Here is an 18,709-nt window from a genome sequence, read left to right as displayed (position 1 = left end):
CCGTCGCCAGCGCCGAAATCCACGAGCGCGTCTCGGATCGTCGCGCGCGCCGGGCAAGCACCGGGCGGGCCAGGCAGGCCGCCCGCCGGCACGGCGATCCCGGAAGGCCTGGCCGGACCTCCGGCGGGCGGAGCTAGTGGCCGCCGCCCACGGGCCGGAACGGATGGAGGAACGCCGAGAGCGCTCCCGGGTTCCGGGTCTGCAGCCAGAGCCTCCCGTGCCCCTGGAACTCGCAGACGAGCCCCTCGCCGGACAGGAACAGGCCCTTCAGGCCCGGCAGCTTGCGCACCTGGTACCTCAGGCCCTCGGTGAACGCGAGCAGATGGGTGTTGTCGCAGAGATAGCCCTCGTGCTGGCGACCGACGTCGATCGCGTGGATACCGCCGTAGCTCGAGAACCAGATCAGCCCCTCGCCATACGCCCGGAGCAGCGACAGGCCGCCGGCGAAGAAGCCCTTGGCCCCCTGCCACGTCGTGTCGAGCGTGATGCCGGGCGTGGAGGCGAGATAGGCGCCCGACTGGAGGAACACCTCCATGCCCGAGCGCAGCACGAGGCGCTCGATCGAGCCCTCGGGGGCCGGCGCGAGCCGCATCGACTGCATGGGCGCCGTCGCCGTGAAGGTGCTCTGGAAGAGGCTCTCTCCGGCCGTCATCCTGCGCCTCCGCGCGCTGGCGAGCCCGCCCTGCAGGCTGGTCTTCATGTCGATGGCCGCGTCGCGCGCGACCATCGCGCCGCTCTCCGCGACGATCTGCTCGCCGGCGTGCTCGAAGGTCACGTGGAGCACGCCGAACTCGGGGTTGCCTCGGATCTCGTCGCGCACGCCGTCCCCCGATCTCTAGGGCTGCCGCGGGGCGAGCCGCGCGCCGATCGCCGCGCCGTACCTGCCGGCGTTGCGCGACTGGACCCACAGGCTGCCGTTCCCCTCGACGTGGCAGACGAGGCCCTCGCCCGAGAGCCACGTGCCGAGCCACGTCGACGTGTTCTTGCCGATCCGGCAGGCGAGCGTCGACTCCCACGCTGCGATGTGCCCCGTGTCGATGACGACGTGGCCTCTCACCTCGAGCTCCTCGAGCGCGCCGAACGCGCCGATGATCATCTGCCCCTGCCCCGCCGTCTCCAGCGCGAAGAGCCCCGCCCCCGAGAAGAAGCCGCGCAGGCCGGACGAGCGCGTCCTCACCTCGACATCGGGGCTGGACGCGACATAGGCGCTGCTCTGGACGCACCATTGCCGGTCACCCACCTCCAGCACGGCCATGTCCCCGGACAGCGGTGTCGCGAACAGCACCTCTCCGCGCCCGCCCTCCGCGGCGAACGCGTTCCTGTAGAAGGACTCTCCGGCCAGCATCCGCTTCAAGCCCGACATGATGCCGCCCGACTGCGTCTCCACGCGCACGTTCGTCGACATGCCCACGAGCGCGCCGCTCTCGGCGAACACGCGCTCGCCCGGGTCGAGCCAGCACTGCGCGAGGGCCTGGGAGGGACGGTAGAGGAGATTCACCTGCATCGGACGTCTCCGCCGCTCCCTCAGGGCGGGAGCAGCGGCGCGAGCCACCCCACGAGCGCGCCGGCGCTGCGCGACTGGATCAGCACGCGGCCGCGGCCCGAGAGCTCGCACACCACGCCTTCGCCAGAGACCATGAGGCCCATGAGCCCGCCGCCAGGGCTCCTGATCTTGAGCGCGAGCGACGCGTCGAACCCGACGAGGTGCCCGCTGTCCACGACGAGCGAGCCGTCGCACGGGAGCTCCTCGATCGCCCCGTAGCTCGTGATCCAGAGATCCCCGACGCCGGACGCCTCGATGAAGAAGGCGCCCTCCCGGGCGAGGATGGCGCGCAGCCCACCCCAGCGCACCTTGACGTCGACGTCGCCCGCGCTCGCGAGGTACGAGCCCGCGCCGAAGAGCACCGTCTCTCCCTGGAGGCGGACGTGCTTGATGCCGCCGCTGAGCGGTGGGGCGAGCCACACCCACCCGCCCTCCGGCGCCTCGATCCGGTTCACGAAGAACGTCTCGCCCCCTGCGAGCTTCCGGAGCAGCGCGACGAAGAACGCCTTGAGCCGCCCGAGCAGCCCGGCCCCGCGGCCCGCGTTGAGCCGGACCTCGGTCCGCAGGCTCGGCGACCGCGCGACCATCGCGCCCGCCTCCGCGAGCAGCGCCTCGCCCGGATCGAGGCTCACCTCCAGCAGAGAGGACGACGGCTCATGCTTGGTGCGATGCTGCATTCGTCCACCCGCGGAGCGCGTACATATAACGGAGCGACGCCAGGAGCGGAAGCGGGAAGAAGGTATGTCGAGGTGAGCAGGATGCGGCGAATTTCATGTTTTCTGTCCAGCGGTTCGCTCGCGCTGACTTCTGCCCTTCAGCGTGGGTAGACTGACCGGGTGAGCGACAGGCGACTTACCGCCTCCGAGCCGACGCCGCGCAGCGAGCCGAGCCATGGGTCTGGCTTCGTCGCGGCGCCTCAGCGCATCGCCGGGCGCTACGAGATCCTCGGCCTGCTCGGCACCGGCGGCATGGGCAGCGTGTACCGCGTCCGCGACGTGGAGCTCGACGAGGTGGTCGCCCTCAAGATGCTCCGTCGTGATCTCGCTGACTCCGCCGGCATGCTCGAGCGCTTCCGGCAAGAGGTGAAGCTCGCGCGCCGCGTCACGCACAGGAACGTGGCGCGGACGTTCGACTTCGGCGACCACGACGGCGAGAAGTTCCTCACGATGGAGTGCGTCGAGGGCGAGTCGCTGCACGGCGTTCTCGCGCGGACGGGCCCGATGCCGTCGCAGCAGGCCATCGGCATCGGCTGCTCGCTCTGCGACGGGCTCGGCGCCGCGCACGCGGCGGGCATCGTGCACCGCGACCTCAAGCCCGAGAACGTCCTCATCGACAAGAACGGGCGCGTCGTCATCACCGATTTCGGCATCGCGCGCACCTCGTCCGGGCCGAGCGCCGGCGAGTCGCAGGGCTTCGTGCTCGGCTCCCCCGCGTACATGTCGCCGGAGCAGCTGACCGGCGAGCCCGACCTCGACGCCCGCACCGACATCTACGCGCTCGGCATGATCCTCTTCGAGTGCCTCACCCACCGGCGCGCGTGGCCGGGCGCCGGCGCGATCGCGGCCGCCATGTCCAGGCTCAAGTCCCCGCCGCCCGACCCGCGCTCCGTCCGTCCGGACGTGCCCCTCCCCGTCGCGGACGTCGTCCTGAGGTGCATGGCGATCCGCCGTGAGGACCGCTACGCCAGCGCGGCCGAGGCCCACCGCGCGCTCCTGCTCGCGCGCTCGCGCCTGTCGATCGCCCCGCAGCCGGCGCAGTCGCTCGTGTCCGCCATCGCCGCGTCCTCCGCCACGGCCGCGCCGACGGCGCCGCAGCCGATCGAGCAGAACCCGACCCGGGTCGCCGCGTCGTCGGTCGAGGCGGTCACGGCGCCGCAGCGGCGGCTCAACTCGCCCACGCTGGCGGCGCCCGCGCCCACGCCCGCGCCGACGCCGACGTCGTCGCTGAAGACGGTCGCCGTGCTCCCGTTCCGCAACGTCGGCGCGCCGGATGACGAGTACCTCGCCGACGGCTTCACCGAGGACCTCACCGACACCCTGTCGATGACCGCCGGCCTCAAGGTCCGGCCGCGCGCAGCGGTCTCCCGGGTGCGGCTCGACGGCCGCGATCCCAGGGATGTCGGCCGCGAGCTCGGCGTGCAGGTCGTCGTCGAGGGGTCGATCCGCCGCACCGGCAGCGGCTACGCCCCGGAAGGGCCGCGCTCGCAGCCCCCGGCGCCGTACTCGCGGCCGGCGTCGCGCATGCCGCCTGGCGGCGTGCGCGTCACCGTGCGCGTCATCGGCGTCGAGGACGGGTTCCAGCTCTGGGCGAAGCGGTTCGACAGCTCGCCCGAGGCGCTGCTCACGGTGAGCGACGACGCGGCGAGCGCGATCGCCGCGGCGCTCACCGTCGACGCCGCCAGCCGCGAGCGCGAGTCGCCGAGCGACCCGCGCGCGATCGACCTGTACCTGCGCGCGCGCCACCAGATGCGGCGCCTCTGGTACGGGGACGCCGCGCCGGCCGTGGCGCTGTTCGAGGAGGCGCTGTCGTTCTCCCCGAACGATCCGAGCATCCTGTCCGGTTACGCGATCGCCTTCGCGCGGCTGATGGGCGCGCGGGGTGAAGGCGCGGCGCAGTTCGCGAAGGCGCAGCAGGCCGCCGAGCGGGCGATCGCGCTGGCCCCCGCGCTCGGCGAGCCGTGGGTGGCCCTCGCCACGGTCCGCTTCAGCGCGGGCGATCCGGTCGGCGCCGTCCCGGCGCTGCGCAAGGCGCTCCAGTGCGCGCCGAGCCTGGCCAAGGCGCACGAGCTGCTCGGCCGCATCCTCCTCGAGGCGGGGCTCGTCGACGAGGCGATGTTCCGGCTCGACACGGCGCTGGCGCTCGATCCGAGCGAGCCGTTCCCGCGCTGGGAGCTGGCGCGCGGCCGCGCGCTGCTCGGCGACTGGCCGGCGGCCGGCGTGCTGCTCGACCTGCCGGCGGAGGACCCGTCGAGCCGCTTTCACAAGGCGGTGATGCGCGCCCGCTTCGGGCTGTGGCGCGGCGCCGCGTTCCCCATCGACGATCTGCCGCTCGCGATGGAGACCATCCCGATCCAGTACGCGCGCATCTACCGCGACGTGCTCGCGACGTCGCGGCTCTCGGACGAGCAGCGGGCGTTCCTGAGCGCGAAGGCGGACAGCTCCGAGCCGGGCAGCCGGCTGCGCCCGCTCTTCTTCCAGATGTACGCCGAGATCCTCGCCTTCCTCGGCGAGGACGACGCGCTCTTCCGCGTGCTCGCCGGCGCAGTGGACGCAGGGCTTTTCGACGCCTTCTGGATGCAGCGCTGCACGGTGCTCGATCGCGCGCGCGCGGACGCGCGCTTCGCCCCGCTCCGCGCGCGCGTCGAGGAGCGGGCCGCGGCGATCATCGCCGCGTTCCGGGGCTGAGCGCCGCGCTCAGCTCCTGCGCGCGTTCTTGGCCGCCTTGGAGACGGCGGGCATCAGCAGATCGCCCTCCACGTGCCCGGACACCTCCAGGATGGTGCGCCCCTCCGCGTCACGCCCGGGGCGCTCCCGCGTGTAGCGCTCGGCGGGCGCGGCGAGCACCACGCCGAGGTCGCGCGCGGCGCCGGTGAGCTCGGCCGAGAGCGCCTCGTCGACGAGGCGGGCCCGCTCGACGCTCGACGAGCCGGCGGGGATGGCGACGGCCACCGAGCCCGCGACGACCCCGCCCTTCGCGAGCAGCCCGTGCGGCGAGCCGGTCGTCTGCGCGAGCTTCAGCGCGACGCGCGCCGCCTCGCAGCGGTCGCGCGCGGCGGCGAGCGACGCCGCGCCGCGGCGGAGGATCTCGCGCGCGTCCTCCGCGGGAACCCCGCGGTACTCCTCGGCGAGCGCCGCGTTCGCCTCCCTGATCCGCGTCACCTCGGCCTCGGCGGCCGCGACGTCGGCCTCGTACTGGGACAGATCGATCGAGCTCATGGCGTGTCGTCACCCTCGGTTCGTGAACAGGAGGCTCCCTGCGAGCAGCGCGCCGGCCGCAGCGGCGCCGTAGAGGCAATAGCGCGCGAGCGCCGCCTGGCCAGCCAGGTACAGCTGGAGCCCCGCGAAGCCGGCGGCGATCGCGAGCGCCGCGTAGATGAGCTGGCGCACCCCCGTGTAGACGAGCGACGCGGCCTGGGCGAGGCCGCGGATCTTCACCTCGGCCTCGCCGCGGTTGGCGCGCGTGAGGTACTTGCGCAGATCGTCCGGGATCGTCAGCGCCTTGATCCCCATGTCCTTCGCCGCCTCGAGGGCGATCTGGGCCCAGTCGCGGCTGCCGAGGACGAAGTCCTGCAGGTAGGGGCGCACGACGTCCATCGGGTTCAGGTCCGGATCGAGCTGCGTGCAGACGCCGGTCAAGAGGAGGAGGGTGCGCTCGAGCAGCACGAAGTCGCGCGGCACGTGGAACGCGCCGGAGAGCTCCTTCAGCCCGATGTTCATGCGCCGGAGGTCGATCAGGCTCTCGATGCCCTTCTGCGGATCGAGCTTGATGTCCTTCAGGTTGAACGACTCGAGCTTCACCTCGTCCTGGAAGCGCTGGTGGAAGAACTCGACGACCTTCTCGCTGACGTCGACGGCGTCCCGCCGCGAGAAGAAGCGCATCTTGCGCAGCGCCTTGATGATCCCCTCCGTGTCGCGGCGGATCACGGCCTCGAGGAACTCGGGGATGCCCTCGCGCATCTCCTGGGAGAGCTCGGCGACCGCGCCGAAGTCGAGCAGGATGAGCTCCCCGCCCGGCCCGACCAGCATGTTCCCCGGGTGAGGATCCGCGTGGTAGACGCCGTCGATGAAGATCTGCTGGCAGAAGACCTGCACGATCTGCCGGGCGAGCGCCTTGCGATCGACGCCGTGCGCATCGAGCGCCGCGACGTCGCCCACCTTGATGCCCTCGACGAACGTCGTCGTCATCACCCGGCGCGTGCAGTAGGCATCGATGGGCCGGGGGAACCGGACCTGCGGCTGCTTCGCGAAGTTGTCGGCGATGCGCACGATGTTCCTGGCCTCGCGCACGAAGTCGAGCTCCTCCAGGATCATCGAGCGGATCTGGTGGTAGTAGGCGTCGAGCCCCTGCACGGGGACGAACTGCGCGACGATCGCCATGATGCGGCGGATGGTGAGCAGGTCGAGGCGGACGATCTCGTCGATGTCGCGGTGCTGCACCTTCACGGCCACGCGCGTGCCGTCCATGAGCCACGCCTCGTGCACCTGGCCGAGCGACGCGCTCGCGAGCGGCTCCCTGTGGAAGCGGGCGAAGACCTCGCCGATGGGGCGCCCGAGCTCCTCGGCGATGCGCGCCTCGATCTCCTCGTAGGGGCGCGGCGGCACCTGGTCCTGCAGCCCCTCGAGCCCCGCGCGCAGGGTCGCGGGGAGGAAGTTCGCCATGATGCTGAGCATCTGGCCGACCTTGATGAAGAGGCCCTGGAGCTCGACGATCGTGCGCTCGATGCGGCGGGCGTTCCTCGCATGGACCTCGTCCACGCGGTTGTTCGCCCACGTCTCTCCGAGGAGGCGGCGGAGGAAGAAGAACCAGAGGTAGCTCGCGAGGACGGTGAACGTCGTCAGGTACGCGCGGATGAAGCGGCCGCTCTGCGCGGCGTTCTGGCGGAGCGAGCTGGGCTTCGCGGCGGAGGGCTGCGCGCGCCGCAGCGCCCTGGCGGACCCGGGCGGCGGGGCGTCGCCCGCGCCGGGGGGCCTCGGCGCGTCGCCCGCGTCGTGCTCGCGCTGGACCACGCCGGGGGGCAGCTCGCCGGGCGCGCGCGGCGGCTCTGCGGGCGAGCGAACCAGCCCGGAGGACGGGCCCAGCTCTTCGGGGACGGCGCCGTGTGACACCGCGGCAGCCTAGCATCGCTCCGCGCCGGCCCGCGAAAACGCGGGAGCGATGCGGCGCGCCATCCGCCCTCGCGTCATCGCGCCCGCGCCATGGCCTCCGCGATCGCGTCGTAGACGGCGGGCCGCGCGCGACGGATCGCGTCGGAGGCGCGCGTCGGGTGGACGCGGTTCGTGAGCAGCACGCCGACGAGCTCCGCTTCCGGATCGATCCAGAGGCTCGTCCCTGTGAAGCCGAGGTGGCCGAAGGTCTGCGGGCCGAAGCGCGCGCCGGAGCTCGGCCTCTCGCCGCTCCTGCCGTCGAACCCGGCGCGCAGCGACCCGCCCGGGCGCGGCGCGATCAGCCGCTCTACCTCGTCGCGCGAGAGCCACTCCGGGCGCTCGCCCGCGAGCGCCTCGAGCAGCGCGACCCCGAGCCGCGCCACGGACATGGCGTCGCCGAAGAGGCCCGCGTGCCCGGCCATCCCGTCGCGCGCGATCGTCCAGGCGTTGTCGTCGTGCACCGCGCCGCGGAGCACGCCCCCGCGGAACGCGACGTCCTCGGTGGGGACGACGCGCTCGTCGAACCGCGGATCGCGCCGCCGGAGCGCGCGGGCCGGCGCGACCGCGAGCCCGAGCGGGCCCGTCACCTCCCGCGCGACGACCTCGTCGAGCTCGGCCTCGCCGCGCCGCGCGACCGCGGCGCCGAGCAGCAGGTACCCGAGGTCGCTGTACACCGGCGGGAACCCGCCGGCGGGCGGATCGCCCTCGCACTCCGCGCGGCGCCCGTTCGCGCAGTCGAGCAGCGCGCCGAGGGGATCGATCGGCGCGTCGTCGCCGGGCGGATGGAGCGGGCGGTGCGCCTCGAGCCCGGCGCGGTGGGCGGCGAGGAGCTCGAGCGGCACGCGCGCCGACCGCGTGCCGGCGAGCTCCGGAAGCACCTGACCGAGCGGCTCGTCGAACCTCACCTTGCCTGCGCGGGCGAGCCGGGCGAACGCGAGCGCGGTGAACGGCTTCGTCACCGACGCCAGATCGAAGATCGCGTCGCCCGTCGCCGCGGCCGGCGCCGCGCCGCGGGCGCCGGCCGGCGGGCTGCCTTCCAGCCACAGGCGTCCAGCGGCGCCCGCTCCGTACCGGACGTTGTCTCGCGTGCGCGCGGCTGCGGCGACGCACGCGCACGGCGCGGCGCGGTGCGCTTCGATCGCGAGCGCTGCGATCGGCGTGAGATCGACGGGGGTCATGGCCGAGGATGAGGAGGGCAGGGTGCCCCTGTCAAACGAGCTCTGGCGGCAGGCTGGATGACTCGGCGGATGAGCCGGACGACGCGTGGACAATCGCGACGCGCTCCCCGAAAAATCGAGCCGCACGGGCGGTCCTGCTTCAGGATCTCCCCGTGGCTTCTCCCGTGGGCACCGAAATACGCGCCGCCGTTGCGCCGCTCGCCGCGCTTGCGGCGAGGTACGACGATCGCCGGCCCGATCGCTGGGAGCCGGTCCCCGAGCGGCTCGACGCGGCCATCGCGTGCGACGTCGAGCTCGCCGAGGCCGGGCGTGTCGCGCGGGCGCCGCTCGTTGCCGAGCTCGCGCGCCGCTTCGAGTTCCTCGCCCACTACCTGGACGCGATCCTGCTCGTGCCGCGCGAGCGCTTCGTTCTTCCGGAGGATCTCGCCGCGTCGGCGGACGACACGCCGTTGCCGCTCGACCGCGCGGGGCACGCGACCGTGAGCGCGCCGCACGCGTACCTGCTCACGTACAGCCTGCTCGATCTCGGGCCGGGTGACCGTCTGCTCGAGCTCGGCACGGGCACCGGCTACGGGGCGGCGCTCGCGCGGCGCATCGTCGGCCCGACCGGGCACGTCGCCTCGATCGAGATCGACCCCGTGCTTCACGCGCGCGCGGTTCGGCTGCTCGGCGCGCGGCCGGATCGCCAGGAGGGCGACGAGACGCTCGCGGCCAGCGCCGCCGGGGCGTCCGACGAGGGCGCGGGCGTCACGCTGCTATGCGGCGACGGGCGCTCGCTCGCCGAGCGCGTGCTCGCGGGCGACGGGACGTCGCCGTCGGAGCGGCCCTGGAAGGTCGCGGTGACGTACGCGCTGACCGAGCCTCCCGCGGCGCTCGAGGCGCAGCTGAGCGACGGGGGTGTCCTTGTCGCGCCGGTCGGCGCGTGGGAGGGCCACCAGGAGCTCGTGCGTGTCGAGCGCCGGCAGGGCGCGCTCCTCCGCGAGGTGCACGGCGCGGTCCGCTACGTGGCGGAGCGCGGGCGCGGGTAGGCTCCTGTACCCGGCCCCGATCTCGGGTTAACGAGAAAGCGGCGATGCTGACGGGAGCAACCTTCAAGAATTTCAAGCTGCTTCGAGACGTGAGCCTGCCTCTCGGTCGGCTCAACGTGCTGGTCGGCGCGAACGCCGTGGGCAAGAGCACCGTGCTGGAGGGGATGCACTACCTGCTCCAGCTCGCCGCCGCGAAGCCCGGGTGGTCCGCGACCATCCGTCCGGGGGCGCTCTTCGGGGGCAAGCGTGCGGTGGAAGACCTGGTCGCTAAGCCGGACGCCACCGAGATCGAGCTGGGAGCCGTCCTGGAGGACGGAAGGAGATTCCGTCTTCTCGCACGGACCGTGAAGAAGGAGGAGCCGAAACCTGAGTGGCTCCGCCTGTGGTTCGGCGCGGAAGGGCAGGAGACGGAGCTCGGTGTGCCCTGCGACGACGAGGAGGAAGAATGGCGCTTCTTTGAAGAAGGCCCCCGTGAGGCGAAGCTCGGATCGGTCGTCCGGCTCAAGCTGCACGCCGAGACGCTCGCCGCGGAGCACTACTCTGAAGAGGAGATCCCAGGCGTCGGACACGACGGTGAGGGGCTGGCTTCCGTGTTGCAATACCTGCAGGGGCTGCGTGACGGGACCCTGGAAGTGATCGAACGGGATCTGGCGACCATCGTCCCCGGCACGCGGCGTATCCGCGCGCTCCCCGCCCGCGTCCGGCGCCGGGAGAAGCAACGGATATCCGTCGGTGGCCAGGACTTCTGGGCCGATCAATCGCGCGAGGTCACTGGCGCCCGTTTCGAGGTCGAGTGGGAAGGGCTGGGGTGGGTGCCGGCCGGTCAGCTCTCCGAGGGGACGCTGCTTGCTCTCGGTCTGATCACGGTCGTGCGCTTCGACGCACCGCGCCTCGTCCTGCTCGACGATCTCGACAAGGCGCTTCACCCGGTGGCGCAGCGCAAGCTCGTCGCGCACCTCCGTGGCATCCTCGACGCGACGCCTCACCTGCAGATCGTGGCGACGAGCCACTCGCCGTTCCTCCTTGACGAACTGAGCGTGCAGGAGGTGATGGTCATGAGCCGCAGCGCGCGGGGCTCGGCGCTGCGCCGGCTCGATGAGCACCCGACAGCGCAGAAGCGGGGCGCCTATCTTCGCCCGGGTGAGCTGTGGAGCCTCGTCGGCGAGGGATGGGTGAGCGAGGGGCGAGAGTGAGCGTCGTCGGCATCGGTATCGCCGCCGAGAGCGCCGGCGATACGCAGATCATCCAGAAGCTCGTCGACCGCATGCTCATCGACCGGATCGCGTGGGTGAAGGAGACCGTCGATGCGTGTCAAGGCTCGATGACGGATCCCCTTTCACCGTGCCGGAGCTGGCAGGGGGTGGGGGGCTTCGGCTGGCTCGACCTCCACGGCGCGTGGAAACGAGCTCGGGAGCGCGGGCTCCGCATCTATGGTTCCTTCGAAGGAGAGCGGGGCGAGGAAGATGCGCAAATGCACCGCGCCGCGCTCCTGCTCTTCGCAGAGGAGATCGAGCCCCCCGTAGCCGTGGTGATCGCGCGGGACCTGGACGGCAGGACGGAGCGCGCCGAGGGCTTCGCCCAGGCGGTAGCGGCTGGGAGCTGGCCGTTCGATGTCGTCATCGGCGCCCTCCCGGAGCCCGAGATCGAAGCCTGGTTGGTTGCGGCGTGGGTCCCCGAGGATGACGCGGAACGCCAGCGGCTTGATGCGCTCCGCCGCGAGCTCCATTTCGACCCCTGCGTGCAGCCCGAGCGACTCACCTCGAAGAACGAAGCGGACCGCAAGGATGCCAAGCGGGTCCTCGCGGTGCTGACGACCACGGGGCGAGATGCGGACGCGCGTTGGGCCGACGTGCGCATCGAGCGCCTCGAAGCGAGCGGCGCCGCGTGTGGCCTCGCACGCTTCGTGCGCGAGGTGAGGGAGCATCTCGTGCCGGTCGTGGAGCGCGGCGGAGCCTCGGCGTCCGGCCTGCGGTGACCCACCCGGACCAGACGCCCCGTCCTCCGGACAACGGGAGCCATCTCACGCCCCGCACAGGCGGTCTGTGCCGTCCGGATGGATCTGTCCCACGTCCGTGTGACACACATCCTGTCCAGATGGCACATCCTCGCGTCCAGATGACCCACCACCCTGTCCAGATGGCACACCCTCCTGTCCAGATGACCCACCACCCTGTCCCGATGACCCACCATCGTGTCCGTGTGCGAGCGGTTGCGATCCGGGCTCATGGCTCAGGGCCATCGCGATCTGATGGGAGCAGCACGGCTGGATCGAGGTGAGCGCCGGCGGGGGTCTCCGCGCGGCGGGGGCGGGTGGGCGCGGCGAGCACCGACCGAGGTGCCATCCGGTGTCAGGGGGCGCGGCGTCTCAGGCGCGCCTTGTGTGGCGCGCGACGAAACGTTCCAGGTGGCATGGCCCGAAGGGAGACATGCCGGGCGGTGTTCTCAGCGCAAGCGCTTCGGTCCCCGTCTTGGCGGATGGCCGAGCGCCCGCCCGCCCCCGCCGCGCGGAGACCCCCGCCGGCGCGTGCTGCTCGGCGTGGCGCCCTCTCCCTTCCTTCCCCGTCCCCCGTCCCCCGTCCCCCGTCCCGTCGCACCGCCCCCCACCGCCCCCCCTGCCGGATCAGAGAACGCGCCACCGTCTTTGACCCTGGACCGCCTGGAACTTTATCCTGGCCTCCCCGAGGCGGGGCCGCCCCTGCGCGTCGGCTAGGCCCGTCGTGGACCAGGGAGAAGACCGGGAGCACTATGGCGGAGTTCGTTTGGGAGGCGCGCGGCCGCACCGGAGAGATCCGGAAGGGCACCATGGAGGCCGAGAACGAGGCGGCGGTGCAGAACCGCCTCCGCGCTCAGCAGCTCAACCCCACCCGCGTCAAGAAGAAGGGGGCGCAGCTCAGCCTCAGCCTGAGCTTCGGCTCGGGCGTCGAGCCGAAGGACCTCGTCAAGTTCATCCGCCAGTTCGCGACGATGATCGACGCGGGCCTCCCGCTGGTCCAGTGCCTCGAGATCCTGGCGAACCAGGAGCCGAACAAGATCTTCCAGGCGGCGCTGAAGGACATCAAGAACACGGTCGAGCAGGGCGCCACGTTCAGCGACGCGCTCCGGCGCCACCCGAAGATCTTCGACGACCTGTTCGTCAACCTCGTCCAGGCCGGCGAGGTGGGCGGCATCCTCGACAGCATCCTGAACCGGCTCGCGATCTACATCGAGAAGCGCGTGAAGCTCGCGCGCCAGGTGCGGGGCGCGCTCGCGTACCCGATCGCCGTCATCGTGATCATGGTCGTCGTCATGGTCGTGCTGATGTCGTTCGTCATCCCGTCCTTCGAGACGATGTTCGCGGAGTTCGGCGCGAAGGACGCGCTCCCGCAGCTCACGAAGATCGTCATCGCCGTCTCGAAGACGTTCGTCACCTACCTCCCGCTCATCGTGGTCGTGGCGGTGGGCGCGGTCGTCGGCGCGACCTACTTCTACCGCTCGCCGTCCGGCAAGCGGATGGTGCACCGCCTCATCCTCAGGCTCCCCATCATCGGCCCGGTCATGCAGAAGATCGCCGTCGCGCGGTTCTCGCGCACGCTCGGCACGCTGCTCGGCTCCGGCGTGCCGATCCTCGACGCGCTCGACATCGTCGCGAAGACGGCCGGCAACGTCGTCGTGGAGGAGGGCCTCATGTACTCCCGCCAGAAGATCTCCGAAGGGAAGAACATGGCCGAGCCGCTCGGTGAGATGCAGGTCTTCCCCGGCATGGTCGTGCAGATGGTCGCGGTCGGCGAGCAGACCGGCGCCCTCGACACGATGCTCAACAAGATCGCCGACTTCTATGAAGAGGAGGTCGACGTCGCCGTCGCTGCGCTGACGTCGCTGCTCGAGCCGCTCCTCATGGTCATCGTCGGCGGCATGGTGGGCGTCGTGCTCATCTCGATGTACCTGCCGATCTTCGATCTCGCCGGCAAGATCAAGGCGGAGTGATGTCGCCCGCGGCCTCCCCGGCGAGCCCGGGCGGCGAGGCCGGGGCGCCGCGAGCTCACGCCGATGCCGCGCCGCCGCGCGACGCCCGCGCCTCGACACCGGCGATGCTGCTCCCGTCCGGCGCTCCCGGCGGCGCCGAGGCGCCGCTCGCGAGCCGGCTCACCTGGCTCATCGCGCTGCGCCTCGCGGTGCTCACGGTCTTCCTCGTCGTGACCGCGGCGGTGTACCTCGGCGGCTTCACCCCCGGGAGCTTCTCCAGCAACGTCGCGCTGGTCACGGTCGCCGCCGCGTACGGCGTCTCCGGCATCTACGCCGTGTTCCTGCGCATGAACCGCGCCCTCCGGGCGATCGCGCGGGCGCAGCTCGTGACCGATCAGATCACCTGGACCGCGCTCGTGTACATCACCGGCGGGGCATCGAGCGGCGCGACGTCGCTCTACGGCCTCACCTGCCTCACGGGGGCGATCCTCCTCGGGCTCCCCGGCGCCATCGTCGCCGCGGCGTCGGGGGCGGCGGCGTACCTCGTCCTGTGCGCGGCGCTCGGGCTGCACCTCCTCGGGGTGCCGCCGGATCAGCCCGCCGGGGCGTACGCGACGCAGTGGGGCGAGCTGCGGTACCCCATGTTCGTCAACCTGCTCGCGATCGTGGTGGTCACGCTGCTCGCGAGCTACCTGGCGGAGCGGCTGCGCGCGACGGGCGGCCGGCTCGTGCAGGCCACCGCGCGGGCGGAGCAGGCCGAGCGGCTCGCGGCGCTGGGCCGCCTCGCCGCGGGGCTGGCCCACGAGATCAGGAACCCGCTCGGCTCGATCGCGGGATCCATCGAGCTCCTCCGCACGGGCGGGACGCTCTCCGACGAGGACCGCAAGCTCTGCGAGATCATCGAGCGCGAGACCGCGCGCCTGAACGACCTCGTGGGCGACATGCTCGATCTGTCGCGCCCGCGGGTGCCCACGCTCGAGGGCGTGGACCTCGCGGCGACGGCCCGCGACGTCGTCGTGCTCGCGGGGCGCTCGGGCCGCGGCAGCGACGTCGAGGTGCGCTTCGATGGGCCGTCGTCCGCGCCGGTGACCGCCGACGCGGCCCAGATGCGCCAGGTCGTCTGGAACCTCGTGCGGAACGCGATCCAGGCGAGCTCCGCGGGCGCCTTCGTGACCGTGCGCCTCTGGCGCGACCCGAGCGCCTGGCTCCTGGAGATCCGCGACAAGGGGCGAGGCATCCCCGCGGGCGCCCGCGATCGCCTCTTCGACGCGTTCTTCACGACCCGCACGCACGGCATGGGCATCGGCCTGGCCGTGGTGAAGCGGATCCTCGACGATCACGGCTTCGCGATCGAGGTGGACAGCCGCGAGGGCGAGGGCACCGCGTTCCGGGTGAGGGTCCCGGACCGGCCGCCGGAGTCCGGCGGCGCGGAGCGCCTCGCCGTCGCCGCGGAGCTCTCCCCACGATCGCGCCCGGCGGGCTGACGCGGAGCCCGCGCGGCCGCGGTCGATGCATCGTCACATCGGACGCGTGGCGCTCCGTTCACGCCCCGCTGCGCCGCGCACGAGCTTCTCCGGGCGCCCAGCCGGGAGATTGCGGCCGAGCCCGTCGCCGCGCGTGAATAGGCCGCCGAGGCCGTCGTCTGCCCCTGGGGAGCGGGCCAGTGCAGTCGGATTGCTGTCTCTTTTCGCGGTGTTCATGGAGAGCAGGGGCGGGACGTCGCCGGGCCGCCGGGCCCTGCGTCCGACCTGGCAGGCCGTTTGCGTAGGACCAAGGTGAGCAGTAGAAGCCTCCCGAGGCGCGCTCGCTGCCCGCAGGCACAGAAGGAGAACCATACGTGACACGCAGGATGAACCATCTCTTCGCGGCGGCGTTCTCGCTGCTCGCGCTCACGCTCGGCCCGGTGGGCCTCGCCAGCGCCGGGCCGGCGACGGACGTCGTCAAGGCCAAGCAGACGGCCCTGTTCGACCTCCTGAAGAAGGGGGGGGGCGAGAACCAGAAGAAGGTGGGCGCGGTCTTCGACGAGATGCTCGATTACTCGGCGCTGGCGGAGGCCTCGCTGGGCAGCGAGTGGGCCGCGCGGACCGACGCCGAGAAGCAGCAGTTCAGCGAGCTCCTCAAGCAGCTCGTGCGCAAGGCCTACGAGCGCAACCTGAAGAAGACGCTCGACTTCAACGTCGAGTACCTCAGCGAGACGGCGAGCGGCAGCGCCATCATCGTCAAGACCAAGGCCGCCTCCAGGAAGGACGCGCGCGAGGAGCCGGTCGAGATCGCCTTCAAGCTCTCCGAGAAGGGCGGCGTCTGGCGCGTGCAGGACATCGTCACCGAGGGCGTCAGCCTTGTGGGGAGCTACCGCGCCCAGTTCACGAAGATCATCAAGAAGGATGGGTTCCCGGCGCTCATCCAGAAAATGAAGGACAAGCTCGCCAAGGGCGACGTCTGACCCGCCCCGCCGCGCCTCGTCCGGCGCGATCGCCGTGAACTCGCCTGAAATGCCGCCGGGTTGATACCCTTGGCGGGTATGGCTGCTGGACAGAGGCGCGGCCGGCCGGCGCGCGCGCTGGGCCTTGCGCCGTCGATCCGCGCGCTCGCGCCCGGCGGCGGCGCGGCCCCGCGCCCGCCCGACGACCGTCCTGTCCTCCGGCTCGCCGTCAGCAAGGGCGCGCTCGCCATCGAGCTCGGGGAGCCGTTCGCGCTCGGTCCGCTCCGCGTCACCGAGCTCGTGGTGCGGCTCGCCGGGATCCGGTTCCCCGTCGACCTCTCCGGCGGCGTGGCGCGCTTCCGGCACCGGCGTGGCCAGCTCGTCCGGCTCTCCGTCGAGGCGCAGGGGACCGAGCTCGCCGGCTGGGCCGCGCCGCGGCTCCGCGGCCTCCTCGGCGACGGCGCGCCGCAGCTCATCATCGCGCCCATCGAGGACGGCGCGCTGGTCGCGCTGCGATCCGGCGAGACGGCGCTCGCGTTCGACGTCGCCGTGGCCCCGGGGGAGCGCGCGCTCAGGCTCCTGCCGGAGCGCGCCCGCGGCATCGGCCTCGCCGCCCCGCCGCACGCGCTCGCGCTGCAGGCGCTCTCGATGATGGCGGGTACGCACGGGCGCCTCGTCGAGGGCGCGATCGTTCTGGACGCCGCGGTCGAGCGGATCGTCCGCCTGCTCCTGCCCGCGGCGGGCGCGCGGGCGCCCGCGGTGGAGGGGGTGCAGTGGGCCGTGGTCACCGCGGAGGCGGGCCGCTTCCGCGCCGAAGGCGCGCTCGGCGCGGCGCCTCCCGCGCTCGGCGACCGCGCGCTCAGGGCGCTCGAGGCGGCCGAGCTCGCCGGCGCCGCCGACGAGCTCGCGTTCGCGGGCGGGCTCGACGAGGCGCGGCGCGCCTACCTCGCCGCGCTGGAGCGCGCCCCGCGGCACCCCGAGATCTCCTCGCGCCTCGCCTGGCTCGACCTCGTGATCGGCGAGCGCGCCGAGGGGGCGCTCTCGACCGTCGTCGACGCCATGCCCGCCGTGGACGCCGGCCTCCTCGGCGGCGCGCTCCTCGAGGCGGTCGGCGATCATGACGGCGCGTTCTCCGCGCTCGCACGCGCCGCGCACGCGGAGCCCTACGGCCCGCTCGCCGCGCTCGCGTGGCTGCGCGCGGCGGCGCTCGCGGACGCCGTCGACGTGCGCCTCGACGCGCTGAACCTCGGCGTGGCGCGCGCGCCCGGGATCGAGGCGCTGCGGTGGGCGCGATTCCACGCGCGGCTCGACGTCGCCGACGTGCGCGGCGCGCTCGCGGACGCCGAGCACCTCGAGGCCTCCGCGCGCGGCGCCGAGGCGCGCCACGCCGTGTCTCGCAGGGCCGCGGAGGCGTTCCTCGCGCGGGGCGACGTCGCCGACGCGCGGGTGCTCTTCGAGCGGGCGCTCCGCTACGCGCCGGAGAGCCCCGACGTGGTCGCGGGCCTGGCGCGCTCGCTGCGGGCGGCGGGGGAGGGGAGGCGCGCGCTCGACCTCCTCGCCCGGGCGCGCGCCCTCGCCGCGCGCAGCGGCGCGCCCGCGTGCGCGCTCGATCTCGAGCTCGGCCGCGGCCTCGCGGAGATCGCGGGGGATCTCCCGGCGGCGATCGCGCGCGTGCGGAGCGTCCCGCCCGGCGTGCCGGAGGCGCTGGAGGCGCGGCTGCTCGAGGGCCGCTGGTGCGCCGGGCTCGGCGATCTCGGGGGAGCGTCGGTCGCGCTCGGGCGGCTGCGCGACGCGGTGGAGCTCGCCCTCCAGGGCCGCGCGGACGACGCGGGCCCCGGTCGCGCGAGGGGAGCGCCGTTCGGCGACGGCGCCGCCGCCGTCGCGGCTCTTCTCGCCGAGGCCGCCGAGATCGAGGAGCGAACCCGGGGGGATCTCCTCGCGGCGCAGCGACAGCTAGGCCTCGCGCTGCGCCTCCGGCCGCGCGATCCGGGCATCACCGCCGCGTTCCGCCGCGTCTCGGGCGAGATCGCGCCGCCGGTCGCGCCTGCCCCGGCGGCGCCGCCTGGCCCGGTCCAGCGGCCCCGCGCGGCCGAGCAGCGGATCGAGGTCCACGTCGCCGCCCCGCGCCGGCGCACGGTCCCGCCCGAGCCCGTGGTGATCGCTCCGGCGCCGAACAAGCCTCCCCCTGTCTCCCGCGCGCCGACCTCCCCGCCCGAGGCCGCGCCGATCGACCCCGGGACCATCGACGAGATGCCCACGCTCGATGGCACCGACACGTCGACCGACCTCACGGCGCCCATCCCCAGCAGCGTCACGCTGGCGGAGGGGCAGGTGCCGCTGGCCCGCGCGTTCGGCGTCGACGACGAGCTCCTTGCCGAGCGGCTAGCCGATCGGCTCCGCGCCGATCCCGCCGACCAGGGGGTGGCGATGGCGCTCGCCGATGTGCTCGATCGGCTCGGTCGCGATCTCGATCTCCTCGCCCTGCTCTCGGCGCGGATGGAGGAGGGGGACGACGCCGTCCGCCTGGAGGTCGCGCCGCGGCGGCGCGACGTGCTCGCGCGGCTCGCTGCTCGGGCGCGGGCCGAGGGGCGCGACTCGGAGGCGGAGCTCTACGAGATGCTGCTCCAGAGCGAGCCCGCCTGAGCGCGCCCGCGCGGCCCGCGCCCTCGCGGCGGAGGCGCGCGCTTGACCCGCGCCCTCGCGGCGGAGACGCGCGCTTGGCCCACGCGTCG

At 73.2% G+C, this 18,709-nt stretch carries 14 protein-coding genes; 8 read left to right on the top strand and 6 right to left on the bottom strand.

What is annotated here, in order from left to right; translation table 11 throughout:
* Positions 1–133: 133 nt before the first annotated feature.
* The 3 genes from WME73_RS34325 to WME73_RS34315 are packed head-to-tail and all read right to left on the bottom strand — an operon-like array spanning position 134 to position 2,220.
* Positions 134–820: a TIGR00266 family protein gene (locus WME73_RS34325; protein ID WP_437912284.1), complete on the bottom strand. Its 687-nt coding sequence runs from the start codon at positions 818–820 to the stop codon at positions 134–136.
* Between the two features lie 15 nt (positions 821–835).
* On the bottom strand, positions 836–1,504 hold the full coding sequence (locus WME73_RS34320) for a TIGR00266 family protein (protein WP_437740562.1): 669 nt from the start codon (positions 1,502–1,504) through the stop codon (positions 836–838).
* Between the two features lie 20 nt (positions 1,505–1,524).
* Positions 1,525–2,220 (bottom strand): TIGR00266 family protein, encoded by a 696-nt coding sequence (locus WME73_RS34315; protein WP_437912282.1) that lies wholly within the window; start codon positions 2,218–2,220, stop codon positions 1,525–1,527.
* Between the two features lie 159 nt (positions 2,221–2,379).
* On the opposite strand from WME73_RS34315, the gene WME73_RS34310 reads away from it, so the two are divergent.
* Complete coding sequence (locus tag WME73_RS34310; RefSeq protein WP_437740560.1) at positions 2,380–4,947, top strand: protein kinase domain-containing protein; 2,568 nt, start codon at positions 2,380–2,382, stop codon at positions 4,945–4,947.
* Positions 4,948–4,956: 9 nt separating this feature from the next.
* Here the strand turns inward: WME73_RS34310 and WME73_RS34305 are convergent, their stop codons facing one another.
* The 3 genes from WME73_RS34305 to WME73_RS34295 all read right to left on the bottom strand — a co-directional run bounded on the left by WME73_RS34305 (position 4,957) and on the right by WME73_RS34295 (position 8,585).
* Positions 4,957–5,478, bottom strand: a complete 522-nt coding sequence (locus tag WME73_RS34305) for a hypothetical protein (RefSeq protein WP_437740559.1) — start codon at positions 5,476–5,478, stop codon at positions 4,957–4,959.
* A 9-nt stretch (positions 5,479–5,487) separates the two neighbouring features.
* A complete protein-coding gene (locus WME73_RS34300) occupies positions 5,488–7,368 on the bottom strand; it encodes an AarF/UbiB family protein (protein WP_437912279.1) in 1,881 nt (626 codons plus the stop codon).
* A gap of 74 nt (positions 7,369–7,442) precedes the next feature.
* Positions 7,443–8,585, bottom strand: coding sequence for a serine hydrolase domain-containing protein (locus tag WME73_RS34295; protein ID WP_437912277.1), 1,143 nt, complete (start codon positions 8,583–8,585; stop codon positions 7,443–7,445).
* 152 nt (positions 8,586–8,737) lie between these two features.
* On the opposite strand from WME73_RS34295, the gene WME73_RS34290 reads away from it, so the two are divergent.
* The 7 genes from WME73_RS34290 to WME73_RS34260 all read left to right on the top strand — a co-directional run bounded on the left by WME73_RS34290 (position 8,738) and on the right by WME73_RS34260 (position 18,620).
* Positions 8,738–9,613, top strand: a complete 876-nt coding sequence (locus WME73_RS34290; RefSeq protein ID WP_437912275.1) for a protein-L-isoaspartate O-methyltransferase family protein — start codon at positions 8,738–8,740, stop codon at positions 9,611–9,613.
* A gap of 44 nt (positions 9,614–9,657) precedes the next feature.
* Positions 9,658–10,806 (top strand): AAA family ATPase, encoded by a 1,149-nt coding sequence (locus WME73_RS34285; protein WP_437912273.1) that lies wholly within the window; start codon positions 9,658–9,660, stop codon positions 10,804–10,806.
* Positions 10,803–11,588 (top strand): hypothetical protein, encoded by a 786-nt coding sequence (locus WME73_RS34280; RefSeq protein WP_437912272.1) that lies wholly within the window; start codon positions 10,803–10,805, stop codon positions 11,586–11,588. The genes WME73_RS34285 and WME73_RS34280 overlap by 4 nt, the downstream gene beginning before the upstream one ends.
* 770 nt (positions 11,589–12,358) lie before the next feature.
* Positions 12,359–13,576 (top strand): type II secretion system F family protein, encoded by a 1,218-nt coding sequence (locus tag WME73_RS34275; protein ID WP_437740555.1) that lies wholly within the window; start codon positions 12,359–12,361, stop codon positions 13,574–13,576.
* A complete protein-coding gene (locus WME73_RS34270; RefSeq protein WP_437912270.1) occupies positions 13,576–15,039 on the top strand; it encodes a sensor histidine kinase in 1,464 nt (487 codons plus the stop codon). The genes WME73_RS34275 and WME73_RS34270 overlap by 1 nt, the downstream gene beginning before the upstream one ends.
* 365 nt (positions 15,040–15,404) lie before the next feature.
* Positions 15,405–15,998: an MlaC/ttg2D family ABC transporter substrate-binding protein gene (locus WME73_RS34265; protein ID WP_437740553.1), complete on the top strand. Its 594-nt coding sequence runs from the start codon at positions 15,405–15,407 to the stop codon at positions 15,996–15,998.
* A gap of 78 nt (positions 15,999–16,076) precedes the next feature.
* Positions 16,077–18,620: a tetratricopeptide repeat protein gene (locus WME73_RS34260; RefSeq protein WP_437912268.1), complete on the top strand. Its 2,544-nt coding sequence runs from the start codon at positions 16,077–16,079 to the stop codon at positions 18,618–18,620.
* Positions 18,621–18,709: the final 89 nt, after the last annotated feature.

This window comes from Sorangium sp. So ce302, from assembly GCF_051530145.1.
GTDB classification, from domain to species: Bacteria; Myxococcota_A; Polyangia; order Polyangiales; family Polyangiaceae; genus Sorangium; species Sorangium cellulosum_B.
This window is presented reverse-complemented; position numbering and strand designations above follow the sequence as displayed.